Origin of the sequence: Sphaerochaeta sp. PS (assembly GCF_032144095.1) — a bacterium.
Taxonomy (GTDB): Bacteria; Spirochaetota; Spirochaetia; order Sphaerochaetales; family Sphaerochaetaceae; genus Sphaerochaeta.
The window spans coordinates 1-19,633 of the sequence record NZ_JAVSNJ010000014.1; the positions used below are offsets into that span (position 1 = coordinate 1).

A 19,633-nucleotide genomic window follows, 5' to 3' on the forward strand; every position below is an offset into this window, starting at 1 on the left:
TTCTTTTTTTAGGGATTGCATAGCCTTATGGTACAAGGAAGCGGGATTATCTGCAAGTAATCGGGGTGGAAAGTAGGTATGACGGTCATTCGGCTGGAAGAAAGCCCCTTTCTATCCTATACTTGCTTGCAGAACGGAGATTGAGATGAAACTAGTAATCATAGACGGCCAGGGTGGAAGCCTTGGCAAAGCATTGGTTGAGGCCATCAGAAAAGGCCACCCCTCACTTGAGATCCTGGCAATTGGGACCAACAGCATGGCTTCCAGTGCGATGCTCCGTAGCGGCGCCAGTGCAATTGCAACTGGGGAGAATCCTGTTGTGGTCGCTTCCCGGGATGCCGATGTCATCATCGGGCCTCTGGGCCTCATCGCCTCTGACTCCCTGCATGGGGAGATCACCCCGACCATGGCATCCGCCATATCCCAAAGCAGGGCACATAAGATCCTCATCCCCATCAGCAAGTGCAATATCTCCATTGTGGGAAGGCAGGAGCTTTCCCTTGGCCAGATGATAGAGCTTGCAATGCAGGAGTTGGATGGGATGCTCTGATTTTGGTTTCTTGACACACCTTCCGGGCTTCTGTAGTATAGGGGAATCCAACCCCATGAAGGGGTTATTCCCAAGTTTTGCTTACTACAGTTGACCTAATGATATACAGCCATGAAGGCATAAAAGGAAATTCTTCCTTTTCGCTTTTGTGGCCTATTTTTTGTGTTTTGGAGGAGTTGTGGAACCATACAAACAGCCGCTGCAAGAGGGCCTTACCCTGTGTGTCTATGACAGGGAGAGGCTCATCTTCTCCGATAAGGGACGGTGGCTTACCCCTCTCTTTGCCCTTGAGGAATTTCTGCTTACCTATGAAGGGGACAAGAGCAACCTGGCAGCCCATGATACGGCAGCAGGCAAGGCTGCAGCCATCCTCATGGTTCGCATGGGTATCAGGCGCGTCCATATCAATCTGATGAGCGCCCTTGCCCTCGCCTACTACGAGGAGCATGGAGTCGAGGCTTCCTATGAGGCCAAGGTAGACAAACTCGCCTGCATGACAGAGGGCCTGCTTGAGAATCTCACTGAAGCGGATGAGATGTACCGCCTGCTCAGGATGCGGGCAAAATTGGTGAGGGGTGTCTCTGTCGAGATTCGGGACGCATCTTTCGGCTATGAAGGAAACCTGCTCTTCTCAGGGCTCAACATCTCCATTCCCGAAGGGGAGAGGCTCCTCATCCAAGGGGATAATGGAAAGGGAAAGACCACCCTGCTCAAGATCCTGATGGGAAAGCTGGAGCCAACCAAGGGAAGGGTCCTCATTGACGCTCTTCCCCCTAGCCAGATCAAGAGCAGGACCATCGGCTACATCAAGCAACAGCAGAGCCAACAGCAGTTCCCTGTATCGGTTAGGGAGGTGGTGAGTATGGCTGCAGACAAGAGCCTCTCCAAGGAACGCCAAAAATGGGAGATCGACACCGCCTTGAGACGGGTAGGCATCCAGGACCTGCAAGGCCGTAACTTCTATACCCTCAGCGGAGGAGAGAGGCAAAAAGTGGCTCTCGCCCGCTGTCTTTGCCAGAAGGCCAGGCTGCTTTTGCTGGACGAACCGACCTCCTTCCTTGATGCAAAAAGCAGGGCTGCCCTGGTGGAAACCATCAAGGCACTCACCCTCAACGAGATGCCCACCATCATCATTGTGACCCATGACAAACAGCTGGAAGAGGACCTCCGGTGGCCTACCCTAAGGCTTGGAGGAAAGGATGAGTGACCTCCTGTTCATGCTCACCCTCCCCCCGGTAGCCAAAGGCTTGTTGGCTATGGTCATTGCGGGACTCTGTTTTCCTGTAGCGGGAGTCATGGTGCTTCGCCTCGACCTGGTACCCATGCGCTATATGCTGATGCACGGGGTAATCCTGGGGGGTGCGATCTCCCTTGCATTCTCCCTTCCCCTGCTACCGGTAAGCATCGCCCTGAACCTCCTCCTGGTTTTGGGCATGCTCAAGCTTACCAAGGACTCTGCCTCCGGCTTTGGGGTCAGCAGTGCTGCGGCGATGGTATTTACCATGGCCCTAGCTTCCATCGTGATGCACCTCTTTGACGTCCCTGCCAAGGATACGCTGCAGCTCCTGTGGGGGAGTCCCTTCGCCTTGCGGTGGGCCGATGTGCTGGCCCTGCTGGCCATCGCCCTGGGCCTTACCCTCTATGTAGCGGCGAATTTCAGAAGCATCAGCTCAATCTTCTTCGACCAGGAGATTGCCCAATCGTTGGGCATGCGCGTGAAGCTCCATCACACGGCGATGGTCTTGGTCATCGCCCTTGTCATCGCCTTTGCCATGAAGTTGCTTGGGGCACTGCTCATCGATGCCCTACTCATCCTTCCTGTCCTCATTGCCGCAATAGGTGCCCAGAGCCTGAAGCAACTCTTTATACGCTCCTGCCTGGTTGGCCTGTTTGTCTCATTGTTTGGTTTCATCGCGGCAGTCGCAACCGACCTCCCCCCCAGCGGGACCATCGCCCTGCTCTCTGCCGCCCTCTATCTCGTTGTATCAACTATAGTGAAAAGGAAAGTATCATGAAAAAACGTATCACATTGCTCCTGTTTCTCACCCTTAGCCTTGGCCTCTTTGCTGAAGGGACGGGTGAACGGACAGCCGTCTCCTCTGCCTCGAAACCTCTCTCTGTCGTCGCCTCAACTACCTGGACAGCAGCCTTTGCAGACCTTGGGGGAGCCGACAATATCCAGATCATTGCACCGGCTTCGCTCGTGCACCCACCTGAGTATGAGATTACCGTCAGTGACGTGTTGAAGATTGGCAGTGCAGACTATTTCGTCTATGCAGGCTATGAAAGGATGATGCAGAGCATGGGGGACTCCATCAAGAAAACAGGCACAGAGATGGTGCTGATCAACACCGACAACAGCATCGAGAACGTCACCAAGCAGGCAGCCATCATCGCCTCGCTTTTGCACGAGCAATACTATAGCTCGGACAGGGTCTACGACTATGTAGAGACAATCCAGAAAGGAAAAGAGGCTGTGGCAAAGAAAGGCCTGGATGGACTGAAGGTATATTGCCATGCCATGCAAGTTTTCCTTGCCAAGGACCTTGGCCTGCAGGTGGGCGGAACCTTTGGACCCGGGCCCCTTACCGCAAGCCAGATAGCAGAGGTGGCCAAGGGCGGATATGACCTCATCATCGACAATATCCACAACCCCATCGCCTCTCCCCTGCTGGAGGTCTCCCCCAAGACCAAGCTGGTGGTCTGGAGGAATTTCCCAGAAACAGTGGAAAGAGGAAGTCTGCAAAAGATGGTACAGGCAAACATAGATGCCCTTCTGAAGTAAACAGGTGATCTCAGGAGAATCCTCCATCCATACCTGCAGAGGACCCTGCTCACCTACCTAAGGAGACCTCAATACAAACAGGCTACTTTGAGAGATTGCTCTCTTCTGGTAGCCTGATAGCTGGGGTGGCCAAAAACAGATATCACCTCACTACCGACAATGTCTGCAACCCCATCGGCTCTCCCCTGCTGGAGGTTTCTCCCAAGCAAGATGAAAGGAAGCTGGTTTCACTGCATATTTACCAATATCGACTTTTTGTTGTTTTGATGCTATTCTTGTCATGAAAGTGTCACACACCACCGTGAAAATCAATTATGGTAAGTATAAGTATTGAAACATATTCTTTCTGATGTTGGGGTATATATGCTAAAAGCGGAACTGCTGGAACTATTGGTAAATGGCGAGAGTTCAGGAATAGAATTCAAAAGAGATGATATCAGGCCCGAACAACTAGCAAAAGAAATTGTGGCATTCGCTAATTTGGAGGGGGGACGCATTCTTCTGGGGGTTGAAGACGATGGAACCCTATCGGGCTTGCATCGTCCCGACACCCAGGAATGGGTATTGAATGTGTTTCGAGACAAAGTATTTCCCATGATCATCCCCTATTATGAGGAGGTCGATGTTGATGGGATACGTATCGGCGTCGCTACTATTCCTCGTGGAATTTCCAAACCCTATGTCGTGCGGAATAATGGACGTGAAGAAATTTATATAAGAATGGGTAACCGGTCCGAAATAGCTTCAAGAGAGCAACAAGCACGCCTGTTCTCCATAGGGGGAATCCTTCATATCGAAGTGTTGCCTGTATCTGGAGCAACACTGAAGAGCTTGGATCTTGTACGATTTGAATATTACCTGGAACAGGTGATTCATGATATTCAGATACCTACCAACGAACAGCAGTGGGTTGATCGCCTCAAAGGTCTGGGCCTCATGACAGAGGATGGTTTGGGCTCAGCAGTATGTACGATTGCTGGGTTAGTCTGCTTTGGCAAGAATCCTAGCAAATTCCTCCCCCAAGCTGGTCTTAGGGTAATGGCCTTTTCTGGTGACAAAAAGGAATACAGAGCTATCCTGGATACAAAACTCGATGGACCTTTGGTAGGCAGATGGGAGGACTATTCAGGACAGAAAAGTATAGTGGATGATGGTTTGCTGGAAAAGTTTTCCAATACGATCAGGCCATTCATTTCTGAAGAAAGTGATTCAATTGACCTTTCCATGAGAAAAACAACTCATATGAAGTACCCTTGGGAGGCAGTTCGCGAAACAGTCGTGAATGCCCTTGTCCATCGCGATTGGACACAAAGTGTTGATATAGAAATCGCTCTCTATTCTGATAGAATGGAAATCACAAGCCCTGGCAAACTCCCAAATTCCATGACCATAGAAAAAATGCTTGCTGGTCAGAGGACACCAAGAAATCCTCTCATCGTTGAGATTATGCGGGATTATGGCTATGTTGATGCAAGAGGCATGGGAGTAAGGACGAAAGTTGTTCCTCTCATGATAAAAATGAACAATGTCGAACCTCAATACATTCTGACTGAAGATTACCTTAGGGTAGTTTTACCCGCTTCATACCCAAAATGACAACCAGGCTACCTTGAGAGATTGCTCTCTTCTGGTAGCCTGTTTTTGGTATCTACTACAATCAATGCATGTAACCCAAGAATCTCTCAGCTATAGTACTTTCCGTACGTTCCCTTCAGGAAGGCTACGCTTCTTTTTGCTGCTGTCTCAGGATCGGGAAAGGGAAGGATCTCTGCCGTTGTCCACCCGTTGTACCCAATGGTGGTCAGCGCGCTGAAGATCTCATCCCAAGGCATATGGCCATCGCCAGGAGCATGACGGTTGGTGTCGGCAAAGTGGACATACCGGACATACTCCTTGTTTCTGATCAGGCTCTGGCCAATATGGGCATCCTCGATGTTCATGTGGAACACATCGGGCATCATGGCGAAATTCTTCCTGTTGACCTTCTTCAGCAGTGCCGAACACTCATCAAGGTTGTTGATGAAGTCAATCTCATACCGGTTTACCGGTTCTAGGATCAGTTCGACTCCCCTCTTCTCGGCATGGTCTGCAACCGAGTGCGCCATCTCCAGGAAAAGCTGTTCGCACAGCTGGGGGTCGCGGCCACCAATCGAGCCTCGGGTACGCCCGATGTTGACCAGGCCACCGAAATCAGAGGCAAGGTCGATGAAACCACAGAATGTATCGTACAGCTCCTTGCGCTTGGCCTTGTCCTCATCGGTAAAGTACAGGTTCCTGGCTGCAAAGACCTGCCCTGAGGAGACAGCGCTCACCTCCAGGCTGTTCTCCTTCAGAAGCTTCCTCAACACACTCTTGTCGACCTCATCGGGTCGCTTGAGGGCAAGCTCCACCCCGTCGAACCCAAGTTCGTGGGCCTTGATGATCGACGATTCCACGCCGCGAAATACGACAAAGGCATTGGCCATTGCCTCGGCGCCTGCTATGGCAACTGAAAGTTTCATACAACTATTTCTCCAATGAGTCGTTCGTGTAGGGGATCACATAGGGGCCATCGCTGATATACACGATGTCCATATCCTTGGCTTTCCTCTTCGTCTGTTCTTCAATATAGGCGATGGCACCGCTGACCACCTTGGTAAAGCAGTCTGGGCCCGGGTTCTTCTGGTCCTTCTCTGAGAGGAAGCGCTTGGCATTGATGCCAGGAAGCCCTGGCCACCAGATCTCGTCAAGAGAGGGACTGTAGAAAAGCATATGGTCCTGGTCAATCCTGTCGAAGACCTTTGCCCACTGCTGTACTTGCCACTGCTCGGGAAGGAAGGTCCAGTCAGAAGAACCGATGGTGCGCAAAAAACCCTTTGCACCCTGCAGCTTCAGAAGGGCCAGGGTTGTGCGGTAGTTGATGCCCCCAACCACGTTACCTTCATCGGTTGTGTCGGCAATGATAACCAGGTAGCCATCCTTTTTCAGGACGCCAAGGCAGGCAACCGCGCATTTTGCACACTGGTAGTGATTCATGCCGACAAAGCCGCCATGGGTGACAACAATGTCTGCAGCTTTGGGGGCAGGAACCTTCAAGGTCTCGGAAATCTTGGCAACCGCTGCGAGATGGGCCTCGTTGAGGTCCCCGCTGAAGACACCGGTGACATGGAAGGCATGGTCGAGCGTTACGTTGACCAGGAAGTCCACCCCTACGAATGTAGCAACCTCCAGGCTCTCCAGATGGACCGGGTTACCCTCAAGGTTCAGATCCCTTGCAGCAGGGTCGGCCATCAGGGGGACACCATGGAATACAAAGGTCGAACCCTCTCCAATGATACCGGGACATACGGCCTTTCTTCCACCGCTTGCACCAGCCATGAAGTGGCTCTCCACCAGGCCGGTGGCAATCTTCAGGTCGGCCTCCACATAGAGCTTGTTCACCTTGATGCGGGTCCCACGGCTGCTGTCACCAAGATAGACTAGCTGGCTCTCATCCCTACCATCGTGGTTGATGATCGCGACCCCGCTGGAGAGGACACGCTCATCGACCATCTTCGCGATCTCAGCCCTACTCATGGCCCGGTGAGTGCCGGTTGCAATGAGGATGACAATGTTCTTGGCCTGGTAGCCCACTGAGAAGAGTGTCTCCAGAATAGGCAGGAGAATACCCTCCTCCCCCTTGTAGGGGACAGGTCTGGTATTGTCGCTGATGATTATGGCAGCCTTGGCAGAGGGGTTGTTGGCAAGCTTCTCCTGGGCAATGGCCCTGAGGCTCCTGCTTGCTATGGGATGCTCAAAGGAATCCAAAATAGCTTCACCGACATTGGCAAGGGTAGCCGGTGCCTGCATATGGATGCAGTAGGTATGTTCGGGAAGGACAAGAGGGTCGTACTTGCTGCCCAAAGGATTGGTAACGTTCATGGGTAACCTCCAGATAGATCAGGCACCGGAGACCCGGTGCCTTGTGAAACGTATAGCCTACATCTCCTTGATGAGGGAGAGATCCCCATTGGAAGCTGCACGAAGCAGAGGTTCCATGAAGATATCGACATCGGTCGTGGCCATGGGGACGGGCATGTTCTTCAGCTTCATGGCAAGCTGGGGATCCTTGGCTGCAGAGAGGGCACGCTCGATGTGCTTCTCGGAGAAACCTGCGATATCATTGAGCTTGGTTGGTGCCTTGATGCTCTTGCTGAATGCGATCATCGCATTGGCAACAGCAACGGCAAGTGCCCTATCCTTGAGGTCCACAATTGCCTTGTCGGCAAATCCGTGGTTTGCAAAGATGGAACCAACCACCTTCAGCTGCTTCTGGATTGCCTTGGAATAGAGGACCGCATAGTACGGGTTCATGATCCCGCAGGCAGTACCGTGGGAGACAATGTCGACCAGGGAGAAGCTGGTGAGGTGGGCACCACTGGTGCCTCCGATCATGATAGCATAGCCGCCGAGGTCTGTTGCTAGGCCGATTGCCTCACGGGCCTTCACATTCTTGGGATCCTCGATGAGGACCTTGGAATACTCTGCAACCAGGTTGATGGCACACTCTGCGATCTGGCGGGCTTTCTCGTAGGTCTCTTCCTTGGCACCGCAGAACACCTCAAAGGTGTGGGCGATGGCATCAAGGGCACCGTCGATGGTAACCGAGAGGGGCATCGAGACCGTGGTCTCATAGTCGAACAGGGCTACTGTGGGGTTGAGGGCATTGTCAACAATGAGCTTCTTCTGCCCTACCACCGGGTCGGTGATGTTCGAATACTTGGTCAGGTGTGCACCGCTGGAGGCTGAGGTCTGTACTGCAATGAGGGGAATGAGGGAGACTCCCGTTGCCTTGAGGGCATCGGTCACCACATTGGTCCCGAAATAGTGGTCGATCTCGGGGGTAACCTTCGCACCAAGGCATGCCAGGGCGTTTGCAGCCTTGCAGGCGTCGATGGCGGACCCACCACCAATTGCCACGATGCAATCGGGCTTGGTGTGCAGAATGTAGGATTCAAGGCGGTAGACATCCTCACGGGGAGCGTTGGGCTTTGCATCGGGGGCAATGACGCCACCAGCAAGTTCAACACCTGCTTCCTTCAGGTAGGAGACGACGCGGTCAGCCACCGGCTTCATATAGGTGGTGTTGCTTACCACCAAAGCCCTTTTCCCAAAGCCTTTGGCGATGGTGCCGACCTGGTCGAGCACTCCAAGGCCATGCACATAGGCACTCCCTTTCCAATCATTGAGCAGTTCATATGCTTTTTTCATCTGGTCCATGTTTTTCTCCTACTTGCAAAGCTCTCTTGCCCTTGAGGCAATGTTCTCTGCGCTAATTCCGTATTTAGCCAAAAGGGGTTCATAAGGACCCGATTCGGTAAACCTGTCTTCAATACCGATTGCATCAAATATACACTGGATTCCCTGTTTCATAAAGACCTCACTTACTGCAGAGGAGAAACCGCCCATCAGGACATGTTCCTCGACACAGAGCAGCTTGCCCGTCTTTGCCACACTCTTCTTCAGGCTCTCCACATCCAAGGGTTTCACCATCGGGACGCTGAGTACCTCGGCCTTGATGCCTTCCTTTGCAAGCAGGATAGCTGCCTCGTTTGCATAGGAGGCGGTAATGCCGTTTGCTGCGATGGTGACATCCCTTCCTTCTGTACAGACGACCGTCCCGATCGTATCGGAGGCGGGAAGGTCTGGCATCGGGTTGCGGTTGAGCCGGATGAATACAGGGCCATTCTGTTTCAGGGCATATTCCAGGGCCTGTTCTGCCTGTCTGGCATCAGAGGGGACGATCACCTGCATGTTGGGCAGTGCCCTCATGATGGCGATGTCGCAGATAGCCTGGTGGCTTGCTCCGTCAAAGGAGTCAGAAAGGCCGCCGTAGGCCCCGGCAATGACTACAGGAAGGTTGTTGTAGCAGAGGGTGTTGCGGATCTGGTCGGTCCCCTTGAGGGCAAGGAAGATCGAGAAGGCGTTGACCACAGGCCTCAGGCCCGCTGTCGCCATACCGGCTGCAATATCCACCATATTTGATTCAGCTACGCCGACGTTGAAGAAGCGGTCGGGATAGGCCTTGCCAAACAGGGCGCTTTTTGTTGAGGAGGAGACGTCGGCGTCAAGGACGACGAGTTCTGGATGTGTTGCGCCAAGCTCGACAAGTTTCTTGCCGAAGGCATCTCTCATGGCAATGCTCATAGGACGGCCTCCTTGTTCTGAAGGTCTTTCTTCAGCTCTACAATTCCCTTGGCATAGGAGTCATCGTCGATGACAGCCCCGTGCCAACTGCTCTTCCCCTCCGTGAAGGAGATACCCTTTCCCTTGATGGTGTCGTAGATGACAGCCTTCGGCCAGACGTTGTCCTTGTCCATCCACTCATAGGAAGCGAGGATGTCTTCAGTCTTGTTGCCGTCATAGGCGTTTGGACATACATTCCAGCCAAAGGAGGAGAGCTTGTCAGATAGCGATGCCAGGGGCATGATCTCATCCTCGGTGCCATCAAGCTGGACCTTGTTGTAGTCGACCATCAGCACAAAATGCTCAGGCTTGAACTTGGCGGCACTCATGATGGCCTCCCAGCTCTGCCCCTCGTTGAGGCAGCCTTCACCGACGATCACGTAGGTCCAGTATGACCTCTTGTTGAGCTTGGCGGCCAGAGCCATGCCAAGGCCAACGGAAATCCCATGGCCAAGAGCCCCGGTGGACATGTCCACCCCTGGAATCTTCTGCATGCAGGGGTGCCCCTGTAGCCTGGAGTCAAGTTTTCTGAAGGTTGCAAGTTCCTCTACAGGGAAGAAGCCCCTGTGTGCGAGGATGGTATAGAGGTTCATCGAGGCATGGCCCTTGGAAAGGATAAGGCGGTCCCGGTCTTCCCAATGGGGGTCATTTGTCCTGATATGCATTCTGTTGAAGTAGAGGGAAGTGGTGAGCTCGGCACTTGAGGCTGCCCCGCCCCAATGTCCGGTACCCCTGTCATGGAGGGTGTCAAACATCACTACCCGAAAATAGGCGGCTAATGCTGCAAGCTCCTGTGCGCTGAATGTGCGCTCAGGGTCTGAGAGCAGCTGTGTAACTCCGGTATTCATCTAGGAAACTCCTTGTCCAAGCTAGAAACCCTCAAGATTAAGAAGAGAGAGATTCAGCATTGTGTACTGTATACAATAGTAATATCATGCTGAGGCAATCTTGTCAAATAGAAATCTGTTTTTTTAGTACAATCTTGGAAAAACAGGTAAATTTGGAGGATACATCCTTATAAATAATTATATTATAGCGTTTAGTCTAAAAATAATCCTGTATACAATTCATGATAATTCATAGAGGAAACGTGTTTGTACCCAGATAATCATTGACGAAACATACGATACAGCCTACTATTGTGAACGTATTAGGGGGAATTTATGGCCAAATGTGTACAAAATAGTCTTTCTGACCAAGTCTATACCATGCTCAAGGAACAGATCCTGTCGGGGCAACTCGAAGGGGGGATGAAAATTCCTGAAGAGGCGCTTGCTGAGCAGTTCGGGGTTTCCCGTACCCCGATCAGGGAAGCCATCAGGAGACTGAGTGAATATGGCCTGGTTACCATCAAGCCGAGAAGCCATGCGATTGTCTCGGTAATTTCCCCAGATGAAGCCATGGACATTGCACGGGTGCGTGTCAGCCTTGAGCAGCTTGCCATCGACAGCATCACCGAACAGGCGTACAACGAACACGTCAAGGAGCTCTCCCGCTATGCTGCCGATTGCCAGTACGCCATGGGAATTGGCGATCGTGCCACGGTATTCGAACAGGATAGCCTCTTCCACCTTGCCCTAATCAAGGCGTCGAACAACTCCGCCCTCATCAGCATCTGCGAACGCCTCGATGCAAAGATACAACAGCTGCGTATCGCCCAGAACCTTCCTGAGGATGAGCTGGCCTACTACCTCCACCAGCACTCCAAGATCATGAATTTATTGAAGAACGGCGAGAAGGAAGCCTGCAAACAGCTACTCTACGAGCACATCACCCATGACCTTACCAGCCATGTAACGGAAAGAAACCATGCATAAGAACGACATCATCACCATCTATGGATCAAATCCCTCAACCATGACCAAAGCCATCCTGGAGACGATCGATTTCGAAACCCTCCTGCCAAACAAGAACGCCTCCATCACACTCAAACCAAACCTGGTTGTGGCGGTAACGGCCGACAGTGGGGCAACCACCCACCCTGAAATCGTCATTGCCATCATTGAGCATCTCCAGAAAAAGGGATACTCAAACATCAGCATTGTCGAGAGCGCCTGGGTCGGCGACTCGACAAAAGAGGGGTTCAGGGTCAATGGATACGATCGGATAAGCGATCGGTACTCGGTCCCCCTCATCGATGTGAAGGACGACGAATACGTCAAGAAGACTGTGGGGAAAGTCACGATGGAGGTGAGCAAGACCATCCTTGAGACCGATTTCCTCATCAACCTCCCCGTCCTTAAGGGACATTGCCAGACGGCAATGACCTGCGCCCTGAAGAATATGAAGGGGTGCATCTCAGACCGTTCCAAACGGCTGTTCCACACCCTTGGGCTCCATACTCCCATCGCAGCCCTCAATGCCGTACGATCGGCCGACCTGGTGATAGTCGACAGCCTCAATGGGGACCTGGACTTCGAGGAAGGGGGAAACCCTGTCCAGACAAACAGGATGTTTGCAACACGGGACAGTGTGCTCTGCGACAGCTATGGAGCGGCCCTCCTGGGCTTCGAGCTTAGGGACGTTCCCTATATCGGCCTTGCCGAAGAACTGGGGGTGGGTACCACCGACCTCAAGAAGGCAAACATCATCCAGCTCAATGAGCCCAGCGATGAAGAGAGCGCAAGACCAAGCGGAAGGGTCACCTACCTTGCCAAGCATACCGAGCCCGATTCGGCATGTTCGGCCTGTTACGGCAACCTGATCCATGCACTCAAGCGCCTGGACGAGGTGGACCGCCTCTCGGCCGTGGATATCCCTATCTGTATCGGACAGGGCTACAAAGGGGTCAATGACCCATCGAAGGTCGGCGTCGGCATCTGCACAAGAGGTTTGGGAAAGAGCCTCCCCGGCTGCCCTCCGAAGGCCATCGACATGATAGCCTTCCTCAAGAAACTCAAGGCCTGACCTACCACAACCCTACTCTACCGTAACTGACTTGGCCAGGTTCCTTGGCTTGTCAGGATCATTGCCCTTCAGCACAGAACAGTAATAGGCATAGAGCTGGCTGACGATCACGGTAAGTATCGGGGAAAAGTAGGGCTCGGTGGTGGGAATCCTGAATACCTCATCAGCGGTAGTGTCAAAGTCATGTACTGTATCAAAGGTAATGACCAACGCCGTTGCACCCCGTGCCTTCACTTCCTTTATGTTGGAATCCATCTTGGCAAAGAGTGCTGGCTGGGTGCACATTGCGACGACCAGTGTTGATTGGTCGACCAACGCGATGGGACCGTGCTTCAGCTCCCCTGCAGCAAAGGATTCGCTGTGTGTGTAGCTGATCTCCTTTAGCTTGAGGGCGCTTTCCATGCTGATTGCATAGTCGGTAAGTCGCCCCATGAAAAATACCTTGTCCTTGTTGAACTGCCTTGCGGCAAACCTCTGGATATCCTCCTGCTTGTCGAGAAGCAGCTGTGCCTGTTCTGGAAGTTGCATCAAGTGCTCGAGCAGCAACCCAGGTTCTGTCTTTGTCATCACCAGGGCAATGACATAGAGGCACATCAGCTGGGTGGTAAGGGCCTTGGTCGAGGCTACGGCGATCTCGGGTCCAGCCTGGGTATACATCACAAGGTCAGCCTCCCGGCTGATGGTCGACCCTACCACATTGGTGAGGGCGATCGTTACGACCCCGAGAGACTTGAGCAGGCGCAAGGATGCAATGGTATCGGCAGTCTCTCCACTTTGGCTTATGAGGATCGCTACGTCGCCTGCCTTGCACAGGGGTGTCCGATACCTAAGTTCACTGGCAACATCCACCTCAACACGGACCTTGGCAAAGTGCTCGATCACATACTTGGCCACCATTCCTGCATGGTATGCTGTCCCGCACCCGGTTATCAGCAGATGGTCGCAATGGGACAGGGCTTCCTGGATCTTGGGATTGAGGGCAATCTTGCCTTCATTGATGCGGCTGAACAGGGTATCGTGCAAGGCTTTCGGTTGCTCAAAAATCTCCTTCAGCATGAAGTGTTCATACCCACACTTCTCGGCTGCCTCTATGTCCCAATCGACATGGAAGACCTCCCGCTGCTGGACCTCCCCTTCGAGGTTGTAGATGGTTACCTCATCCTTGGTCAGCAGGGCCAATTCCAGATCCTCCAAATATTGGACCTCACGGGTATGGCAAAGCAAGGGAGGGACATCACTGGCTATCATGGTATAGGAGTCGGCCCGGCCAATCACCAGGGGGCTGTCTTTCCTTGCCACGACCAGCATGCCTGGAAAGTCCTCGCAGATGACTGCTATTGCATAGGAGCCTTGCAGTCGCTTCACCGTTTCCCGCACTGCAAGCAAGAGATCCCCGTTGTAGTGGAAGTCGACCAGGTGGGCGATCACCTCACTGTCGGTCTGGCTTCTGAACACCACATGGTGCTTTTCCAGCCATAGCCGTAACGAAGCATGGTTCTCAATGATCCCATTATGGACGACTGCAATCTTGGCCGATACGTCTGTATGGGGATGGCTGTTGATGTCGCTGGGTTCCCCATGGGTTGCCCACCGGGTGTGCCCGATACCGCATGTTCCCTGTACTGGTTGCTGGGAAACGAGGAGTTCCAGATTGGAAAGTCTCCCCTTGATCTTGCGTACCTGCAGCTTTTCTTTCTCGCCTACCACTGCAATGCCGGCTGAATCGTACCCACGGTACTCAAGTTTCCTGAGTGCTTCCAACAATACCGGAGAAACCTGGTCACCGCCAACATATCCGACGATTCCGCACATATGTGCCTCCCCTACCAACTATTTCACTGTAATAGCATGGAATTTGTTGTTTGTACTACTATTTTGCAGGAGAAAACGTCGGTACTAGGGAGATTTATTGGTGTGGCCTACCCAGAAGCAGGGAGTTTGCCAGAGTATCGATGAAAAAGCTATCCTCCTGGGAAAGATGCACCGATGCTGCTTGTGCATTCTCCTCTATCTGCTCGGGCCTTCGCGCACCGCAGAGGACATTCATCGTCGCTGTCTGGCCCATCGTCCATGCGATCACCAGGGAACCTACCGTACAGTGGTAGCGACTACTCATTTCGGAGAGTTTTCCAAGCATGGTCAGCACCTCTTTGCGCTGTTCGGGCTTGTACCAGGGGATGGATGCTTTTGCTGTACCCACGATCGGGCTATCCAAGGTGACCTTACCGGTAAGCAGGCCCCGTTCCAATGGGCTGTAGGCCTGGAAGGTGATACCTTCGGTTTCACAGTATGTTGCCAGGGCCCAGTTCTCTCTGCTAAGCAGGCTGAAACGCTCCTGTACCAGTGAGAGGCTCCCATATTTCTGGTATTCCTTGATCTGTTCAAGGTTCACGTTGGAGGCTCCATACGAGCGGATCTTCCCTTCCCGTTTCAGGGCCTCGAGGACACCAACGGTCTCCTCGATGGGAGTGAAGAACGGCTCGATGGACTGCCAGTGGGTTATGAGGAGGTCAAGGTAGTCGGTGCCCAGTCGTTTGAGGCTCGCTTCCACCTGGACTCGGATACTTTGGGCAGAGAGGTTCCGGCGGATGGTTACCCCATCACGGCTCTTGTGGACCGAACCCTCATCATGCTCGCCCCAGATAAGGCCGCATTTGGTTGCAAGCAGGTATTTGTCACGTTTGCCGGAAATACAGCGACCAATGATCTCCTCACTCAGGCCATTGCCATAGGCAGGGGCGGTATCAAGCAAGTTGATGCCGAAATCCAGGGCCTTTTCAAGGGTCCTGCATGACTGCTTTTCATCAGAAGGGCCCCAGCTGTCGCCACCACCCATCGCCCAGGTTCCCAAGGCGAGGGAGGGAATGCATATATCTGTTTTACCCAAGAATCTCTGTTGCATCGGTATCTCCTTTGTTTCACTCTACACCAGTAACCAGGACCAATCGAGGATTTGATCAGCCTTCATTGCATGCGCCAAGATAATTATTTGACAACAACCCCTTCTCGCATGACAAAATTCACATTCCCAAGAGCATTCTTGCATGACAGAGGGTCTTTAGAGACAGTAATAAGATCGGCTAGGTATCCCTCTTCTAAAGATCCTACCTTCCGACCCATAAGGTCCCCAGCATAGACGGTAATCCCTTTTATGGCCTCAATTCGGCTCATTCCCAATTGGGTCATATACTCAATTTCCTTATAGAGATATGTGTGATATGCATCACTGCCAATGACAAATTTTGGATTGGAAACAACAAGCGAAGACAATCTTCTGATAACCTCAGATCTGGTTCGAATTACGCTTGTTGCATGAGACTCCGGACAGAGAGGAAGCCGGGTATCATCCAGGAATACTCCTGGAGTGAAACAGACTGTTGTCCCATGTTTTTTTATTAGGTCAATATCCGTCGAATCCACCCAGTAGCAATGGTCAACAACATCTATTCCCTCTTCTGTGCAGTACCGTAATCCTTGGCCCCCAATACAGTGGGCACTTGTCTTCAAACCACAGGATTTTGCTTCTTGGACCACGGTCTGAACCTCTTCTCTTGTAAGAAAGCAGTTTACAACCGATTCCGTAGGGGGGGCTCCTGCGGTAATGAATATCTTAAGCCAGTCTGTGTGGTTATACATGTTAAGACGTGCCTGGCGTCGGAATTCTTCAGTCCCACTGAAACTTTTTCCTACATATCCATGTCCATGCACTCCCTTCATACCGATTCCAGCGACCTGCATCCATGGACCTTGCAATTGATGCGTTGCGATCATGTCCCTAAGAAGAACATCCAAATAGTACCGATCACCAACTGCTCGCAAACCAGTAATTCCAGCTTGGAGATTATCTTTTACAACCTGCAAGGCCCGTATAGTCTGTTTTGCTTCAGAGTCTTCCATAAGCCCAAGGTGACCTGGAATCCTAGCATCAAGAGCAAGATGGGTATGACAATCAATCATTCCAGGCAGAAGTGTATCACCTTCTTTCAGAACCAGATCTGCCTCAGAAGCTTGCCCTGCCCGAACACTCTCAATAACTCCATCACAAATTACCACCAATTGATTATCTCTTGGCTCCAAATCCTTACCAAACAGTAATCGGGAAGTAAACAATGTCGTCTTCATGCTGAAGCTCTCCGTTTGAATAAGTTCTTCTTGATTACAGGCCAAAGCAACGAAAAAACAATGAAGGATGCAAACACAATGGTCAAGGGTCTGGTAAATATCATAAAGAAATTATCGTACATGGTATTCGTAAGGGTTATCGCTTCCTCAAGCATAGGGCCAAGCAACAGGGCCAATGCAACTGGGGACAGGGGGTAGTCATACTTAAGCATGAAATATCCCACAATTCCTGCGACAAACATAGTGACAACATCCATCATATTCTGTTGAATAGAAAAGGATCCTACTGTAGCAAGCACTACAATAATCACTGCCAGTATTTGTTTGGGAATGATTAGAATCTTTCCAGCAAACTTGCAGAAGGCCCACCCCACGAAGAAAATCATTATGTTAACTATTGCAAAACCTACAAGCAATGTGTAGACGGTGCTGGCATGTTGAGTAAAAAGAAGAGGGCCTGGGCGTAATCCATGTATGATCATTGCCCCAAGGAAAATTGCCGCAGGGGCACTGCCTGGGATGCTTAAGGTAAGTAATGGTATCAAAGAGCCTCCAGTAACTCCGTTGTTAGCGGCTTCACTGGCAATAATACCTTCATCTGACCCATTGCCAAATTTCTCAGGATGCTTGCTTGCTTTTTTTGCTTCATTATATGACAAAAAGGAAGCAATATCTGGACCTGCAGCGGGGATGATTCCAATCACAATTCCAATTATCGTCGATCGGATCAAGTTAAAACTATTTGCTAGTATTGATTTTATGGATAATCGCATTTTACTTACTTTTGAAGCTTTTTCACTTTGTTTGGTATCCTCAAGCATCTTGAAGACTTCAGGAAGGCTGAATAGTCCTATAAGGACAGAGACAGTTTCCAAACCACCAGTAAGTTGAAAATTCCCAAAGGTAAATCTAGGGAATCCAAGCATCGGGTCTTGCCCAATGGTTGCAATCAAGAGGGTCAAGAACCCAACAAAAAGTCCTTTGAGCATATTTCCTTCACTAAGTATTGAAACAACACTCAGGCCGAAAATTGCGATCATCATCTGCTCTGGAGGACCAACCTTCAGGGCAACTATTGCAAGTAATGGGGCAAAAAGCAGCAGGGCTATGGAGGAAGCAAACCCTCCAAATGCCGAACTAAATGTAACCAAGGCCAAGGCTTCTCCGCTCCTACCCTGTTTCACCAGCTCCCGTCCCTCAAGGCTTGTGGGCACGCTTGCAGGAGTTCCTGGAATGCCAATAAGAACCGCCGGAATGGATCCTCCATAAATAGCACCACAATAGACTCCACTGAGCAACAATAGAGCAGCACCAGGCTCAAGAACATATGAAAAAGGGACAAATACGGCAACTCCCATGGTGGCGCTAAAGCCAGGAAGGGCCCCAAAAATAATCCCAATTGCTACCCCTAGAAACTCAAACAGTAAATTCTGAGGAGTAAAGGCACCTTGAAGGCCCAGCATAATATTTTCGATCATATCAATCTCCTACAGATTGAGGGAGACCCAAGCACCCTCTGGAAGAATCACCGAAAGCCCACGACTGAATAAAAAATACATAGCCAAACTCAGTACAATGGGGAATAGGTAGAACAACAGCCCCTTCTTCAGTTTCAAAAACCAAAGCCCCGAATACAAGAAAAGGATTGTGGATAGGATATACCCAATTTTTGTCAGCAAGAGCAGGGATATACCTATCAAAATCGTGAACACCAGTATTCTGAGTGAATTTTCCTTCCCTATTGAAATCTCTTCCTTCTGTGGTTTAACAAATAAAGCAATGGTAAGAAGGGAACTACAAATGAGAAGGACCAAAGGATATTCACTGGCACCATCAGGAATTTTTGCTATTTGTGTTGCAAATGCAATCTGGATCGCACCAAAAAACAACAGGAAAACTCTATTGCCCGTAAGTTTATACATACATATTCTCCGATATATAATCCGGACAGCACAAGCTGTCCGGAACAACCTTTAAAAACAAACTATTTGGATAGATTAGAATCCATGATGAGCTTCTGGTAGAACTTATGGTTCTCTTCATAATACTTTGAGAAGTCTGCATTATTCATATACTCTGCAAACGTACCAGCATTCAGAGCTTCTGCAAGGTATTGGGGATTACTCAGTACTTTTGCCATGGCAACGTCAATTGTAGCGACTACGTCAGCACTCAAGCCAGCGGGTCCGACAAGGGCTCTCCACATTGTGTGCTCAAAGTCATATCCAGATTCCTTGATGGTGGGAATGGAGGGTGTCAGTTCGAAACGAGTTGCGCTTGAGATAGCAATGGGAACAACGTTTCCAGCCTCAATCTGAGCAAGAGCTTCACTAACAAATGGAACTGCAACAGTACAGTTGCCACCAGCTACAGCTGTGATAGCGGCCGCACCACTCTGGAAAACCATTCTTTTGAATGTAACACCGGCTTTCTCTTCAAGGCTCATACGGAGAAAATCATGGCTGGTCCAAGCACCGCCTAGACCAAAAGTCATTCCGGCAGGGTTCTTCTTTGCTGCTTCAATAAGCTGCTTCATATTGGTAATTCCAGAAGCCTTCGAAACGACAACAATATGTGGGTCATTTGAGAAGAGAGAGATTGGGGTGAAGGATGTATTATCATACTTGATCCCTTCAAACAAAAGAGCATCATTGGTCTGGGTTGAAGAGAAATACCCTAGGGTATATCCATCAGCTTTTGCATTCGCGAGTTGAGTGAAACCAATAGTTCCACTTCCGCCGCTGACGTTCTGCACAATAAATTTCTGACCAAGTTCCTGCTCAAGGTATTTGGTAAGCAGACGAACAGAAATGTCAGCACCACCACCAGCTCCATAAGGGACTATCATCTGGATAGTCTTGTTGGGATAGCTGGATACAGGCTTTTGTTCCTCAGCACCACTGGCAAAGACCAGTGAGGAGACCATCAAAAAGGCAAGGGCAAGAGATACAATCTTCTTCATTTTCTACTCCATTTTCTATATTTGTATATTGTATACATTACAATATCATGAACAACACAACCTGTCAATAATAAGATTTATTATCTGTAACATAAATAATTAG

17 protein-coding genes and 2 pseudogenes are annotated in these 19,633 nt (G+C 50.8%); 8 read left to right on the forward strand and 11 right to left on the reverse strand.

Annotation, left to right across the window (positions count from 1 at the left end; all coding sequences use genetic code 11):
• Positions 1-145 precede the first annotated feature (145 nt).
• From ROJ03_RS10640 to ROJ03_RS10660, 6 genes and pseudogenes are all read left to right on the forward strand, one after another.
• Positions 146-550, forward strand: a complete 405-nt coding sequence (locus ROJ03_RS10640; protein WP_313727033.1) for a DUF3842 family protein — start codon at positions 146-148, stop codon at positions 548-550.
• Between the two features lie 178 nt (positions 551-728).
• Positions 729-1,091 (forward strand): annotated as a pseudogene (locus tag ROJ03_RS13060) (DUF1893 domain-containing protein); the annotation flags it as partial.
• A 108-nt stretch (positions 1,092-1,199) separates the two neighbouring features.
• Positions 1,200-1,757, forward strand: a pseudogene (locus tag ROJ03_RS13065) (metal ABC transporter ATP-binding protein); the annotation flags it as partial.
• Entirely contained in the window at positions 1,750-2,565 is an 816-nt protein-coding gene (locus ROJ03_RS10650; RefSeq protein WP_313727035.1) for an iron chelate uptake ABC transporter family permease subunit, read from the forward strand. The pseudogene ROJ03_RS13065 and the gene ROJ03_RS10650, both read left to right, overlap by 8 nt.
• Positions 2,562-3,335, forward strand: coding sequence for an ABC transporter substrate-binding protein (locus ROJ03_RS10655; RefSeq protein WP_313727036.1), 774 nt, complete (start codon positions 2,562-2,564; stop codon positions 3,333-3,335). The genes ROJ03_RS10650 and ROJ03_RS10655 overlap by 4 nt, the downstream gene beginning before the upstream one ends.
• Positions 3,336-3,698: 363 nt before the next feature.
• Positions 3,699-4,931: an RNA-binding domain-containing protein gene (locus ROJ03_RS10660; protein WP_313727037.1), complete on the forward strand. Its 1,233-nt coding sequence runs from the start codon at positions 3,699-3,701 to the stop codon at positions 4,929-4,931.
• A gap of 86 nt (positions 4,932-5,017) precedes the next feature.
• On the opposite strand, the gene ROJ03_RS10665 is transcribed toward ROJ03_RS10660, so the two are convergent.
• The 5 genes from ROJ03_RS10665 to ROJ03_RS10685 are packed head-to-tail and all read right to left on the reverse strand — an operon-like array spanning position 5,018 to position 10,387.
• Positions 5,018-5,836 (reverse strand): sugar phosphate isomerase/epimerase family protein, encoded by an 819-nt coding sequence (locus ROJ03_RS10665; RefSeq protein WP_313727038.1) that lies wholly within the window; start codon positions 5,834-5,836, stop codon positions 5,018-5,020.
• A gap of 4 nt (positions 5,837-5,840) precedes the next feature.
• Entirely contained in the window at positions 5,841-7,235 is a 1,395-nt protein-coding gene (gene larA, locus ROJ03_RS10670; protein WP_313727039.1) for a nickel-dependent lactate racemase, read from the reverse strand.
• A 57-nt stretch (positions 7,236-7,292) separates the two neighbouring features.
• Complete coding sequence (locus ROJ03_RS10675) at positions 7,293-8,573, reverse strand: iron-containing alcohol dehydrogenase (RefSeq protein ID WP_313727040.1); 1,281 nt, start codon at positions 8,571-8,573, stop codon at positions 7,293-7,295.
• 9 nt (positions 8,574-8,582) lie between these two features.
• Positions 8,583-9,500, reverse strand: coding sequence for a transketolase family protein (locus ROJ03_RS10680; protein ID WP_313727041.1), 918 nt, complete (start codon positions 9,498-9,500; stop codon positions 8,583-8,585).
• Positions 9,497-10,387 (reverse strand): transketolase, encoded by an 891-nt coding sequence (locus ROJ03_RS10685; RefSeq protein WP_313727042.1) that lies wholly within the window; start codon positions 10,385-10,387, stop codon positions 9,497-9,499. The genes ROJ03_RS10680 and ROJ03_RS10685 overlap by 4 nt, the downstream gene beginning before the upstream one ends.
• A 315-nt stretch (positions 10,388-10,702) precedes the next feature.
• Between ROJ03_RS10685 and ROJ03_RS10690 the strand changes: the two genes are divergently transcribed.
• Together ROJ03_RS10690 and ROJ03_RS10695 are read left to right on the forward strand one after the other, a co-directional pair.
• Positions 10,703-11,356 (forward strand): GntR family transcriptional regulator, encoded by a 654-nt coding sequence (locus ROJ03_RS10690; RefSeq protein WP_313727043.1) that lies wholly within the window; start codon positions 10,703-10,705, stop codon positions 11,354-11,356.
• Positions 11,349-12,446, forward strand: a complete 1,098-nt coding sequence (locus tag ROJ03_RS10695; protein ID WP_313727044.1) for a DUF362 domain-containing protein — start codon at positions 11,349-11,351, stop codon at positions 12,444-12,446. Before ROJ03_RS10690 ends, ROJ03_RS10695 begins: the two co-directional genes overlap by 8 nt.
• Before the next feature lie 12 nt (positions 12,447-12,458).
• Here ROJ03_RS10695 and glmS read toward each other — a convergent pair whose 3' ends face one another.
• The 6 genes from glmS to ROJ03_RS10725 all read right to left on the reverse strand — a co-directional run bounded on the left by glmS (position 12,459) and on the right by ROJ03_RS10725 (position 19,530).
• Positions 12,459-14,258, reverse strand: coding sequence for a glutamine--fructose-6-phosphate transaminase (isomerizing) (glmS, locus tag ROJ03_RS10700; protein WP_313727045.1), 1,800 nt, complete (start codon positions 14,256-14,258; stop codon positions 12,459-12,461).
• 94 nt (positions 14,259-14,352) lie between these two features.
• A complete protein-coding gene (locus tag ROJ03_RS10705) occupies positions 14,353-15,348 on the reverse strand; it encodes an aldo/keto reductase (RefSeq protein WP_313727046.1) in 996 nt (331 codons plus the stop codon).
• A gap of 83 nt (positions 15,349-15,431) precedes the next feature.
• The gene (locus ROJ03_RS10710) at positions 15,432-16,568 is read right to left on the reverse strand and encodes an amidohydrolase family protein (protein ID WP_313727047.1); all 1,137 of its coding nucleotides are present in this window, start codon (positions 16,566-16,568) and stop codon (positions 15,432-15,434) included.
• Positions 16,565-18,046, reverse strand: a complete 1,482-nt coding sequence (locus tag ROJ03_RS10715; protein ID WP_313727048.1) for a tripartite tricarboxylate transporter permease — start codon at positions 18,044-18,046, stop codon at positions 16,565-16,567. Before ROJ03_RS10715 ends, ROJ03_RS10710 begins: the two co-directional genes overlap by 4 nt.
• Positions 18,047-18,055: 9 nt before the next feature.
• Positions 18,056-18,490 (reverse strand): tripartite tricarboxylate transporter TctB family protein, encoded by a 435-nt coding sequence (locus ROJ03_RS10720; protein ID WP_313727049.1) that lies wholly within the window; start codon positions 18,488-18,490, stop codon positions 18,056-18,058.
• 62 nt (positions 18,491-18,552) lie between these two features.
• Complete coding sequence (locus ROJ03_RS10725; protein ID WP_313727050.1) at positions 18,553-19,530, reverse strand: tripartite tricarboxylate transporter substrate binding protein; 978 nt, start codon at positions 19,528-19,530, stop codon at positions 18,553-18,555.
• Between the last annotated feature and the right edge of the window lie 103 nt (positions 19,531-19,633).

Coding starts and splice junctions, on each gene's coding strand:
- ROJ03_RS10650 (WP_313727035.1), top strand. CDS start 1,750: ATGAGTGACCTCCTGTTCATGCTCACCCTCCCCCCGGTAGCCAAAGGC.
- ROJ03_RS10660 (WP_313727037.1), top strand. CDS start 3,699: ATGCTAAAAGCGGAACTGCTGGAACTATTGGTAAATGGCGAGAGTTCA.
- ROJ03_RS10680 (WP_313727041.1), bottom strand. CDS start 9,500: ATGAGCATTGCCATGAGAGATGCCTTCGGCAAGAAACTTGTCGAGCTT.
- ROJ03_RS10655 (WP_313727036.1), top strand. CDS start 2,562: ATGAAAAAACGTATCACATTGCTCCTGTTTCTCACCCTTAGCCTTGGC.
- ROJ03_RS10725 (WP_313727050.1), bottom strand. CDS start 19,530: ATGAAGAAGATTGTATCTCTTGCCCTTGCCTTTTTGATGGTCTCCTCA.
- ROJ03_RS10705 (WP_313727046.1), bottom strand. CDS start 15,348: ATGCAACAGAGATTCTTGGGTAAAACAGATATATGCATTCCCTCCCTC.
- ROJ03_RS10715 (WP_313727048.1), bottom strand. CDS start 18,046: ATGATCGAAAATATTATGCTGGGCCTTCAAGGTGCCTTTACTCCTCAG.
- ROJ03_RS10720 (WP_313727049.1), bottom strand. CDS start 18,490: ATGTATAAACTTACGGGCAATAGAGTTTTCCTGTTGTTTTTTGGTGCG.
- ROJ03_RS10665 (WP_313727038.1), bottom strand. CDS start 5,836: ATGAAACTTTCAGTTGCCATAGCAGGCGCCGAGGCAATGGCCAATGCC.
- ROJ03_RS10685 (WP_313727042.1), bottom strand. CDS start 10,387: ATGAATACCGGAGTTACACAGCTGCTCTCAGACCCTGAGCGCACATTC.
- ROJ03_RS10640 (WP_313727033.1), top strand. CDS start 146: ATGAAACTAGTAATCATAGACGGCCAGGGTGGAAGCCTTGGCAAAGCA.
- ROJ03_RS10690 (WP_313727043.1), top strand. CDS start 10,703: ATGGCCAAATGTGTACAAAATAGTCTTTCTGACCAAGTCTATACCATG.
- ROJ03_RS10710 (WP_313727047.1), bottom strand. CDS start 16,568: ATGAAGACGACATTGTTTACTTCCCGATTACTGTTTGGTAAGGATTTG.
- glmS (WP_313727045.1), bottom strand. CDS start 14,258: ATGTGCGGAATCGTCGGATATGTTGGCGGTGACCAGGTTTCTCCGGTA.
- larA (WP_313727039.1), bottom strand. CDS start 7,235: ATGAACGTTACCAATCCTTTGGGCAGCAAGTACGACCCTCTTGTCCTT.
- ROJ03_RS10675 (WP_313727040.1), bottom strand. CDS start 8,573: ATGGACCAGATGAAAAAAGCATATGAACTGCTCAATGATTGGAAAGGG.
- ROJ03_RS10695 (WP_313727044.1), top strand. CDS start 11,349: ATGCATAAGAACGACATCATCACCATCTATGGATCAAATCCCTCAACC.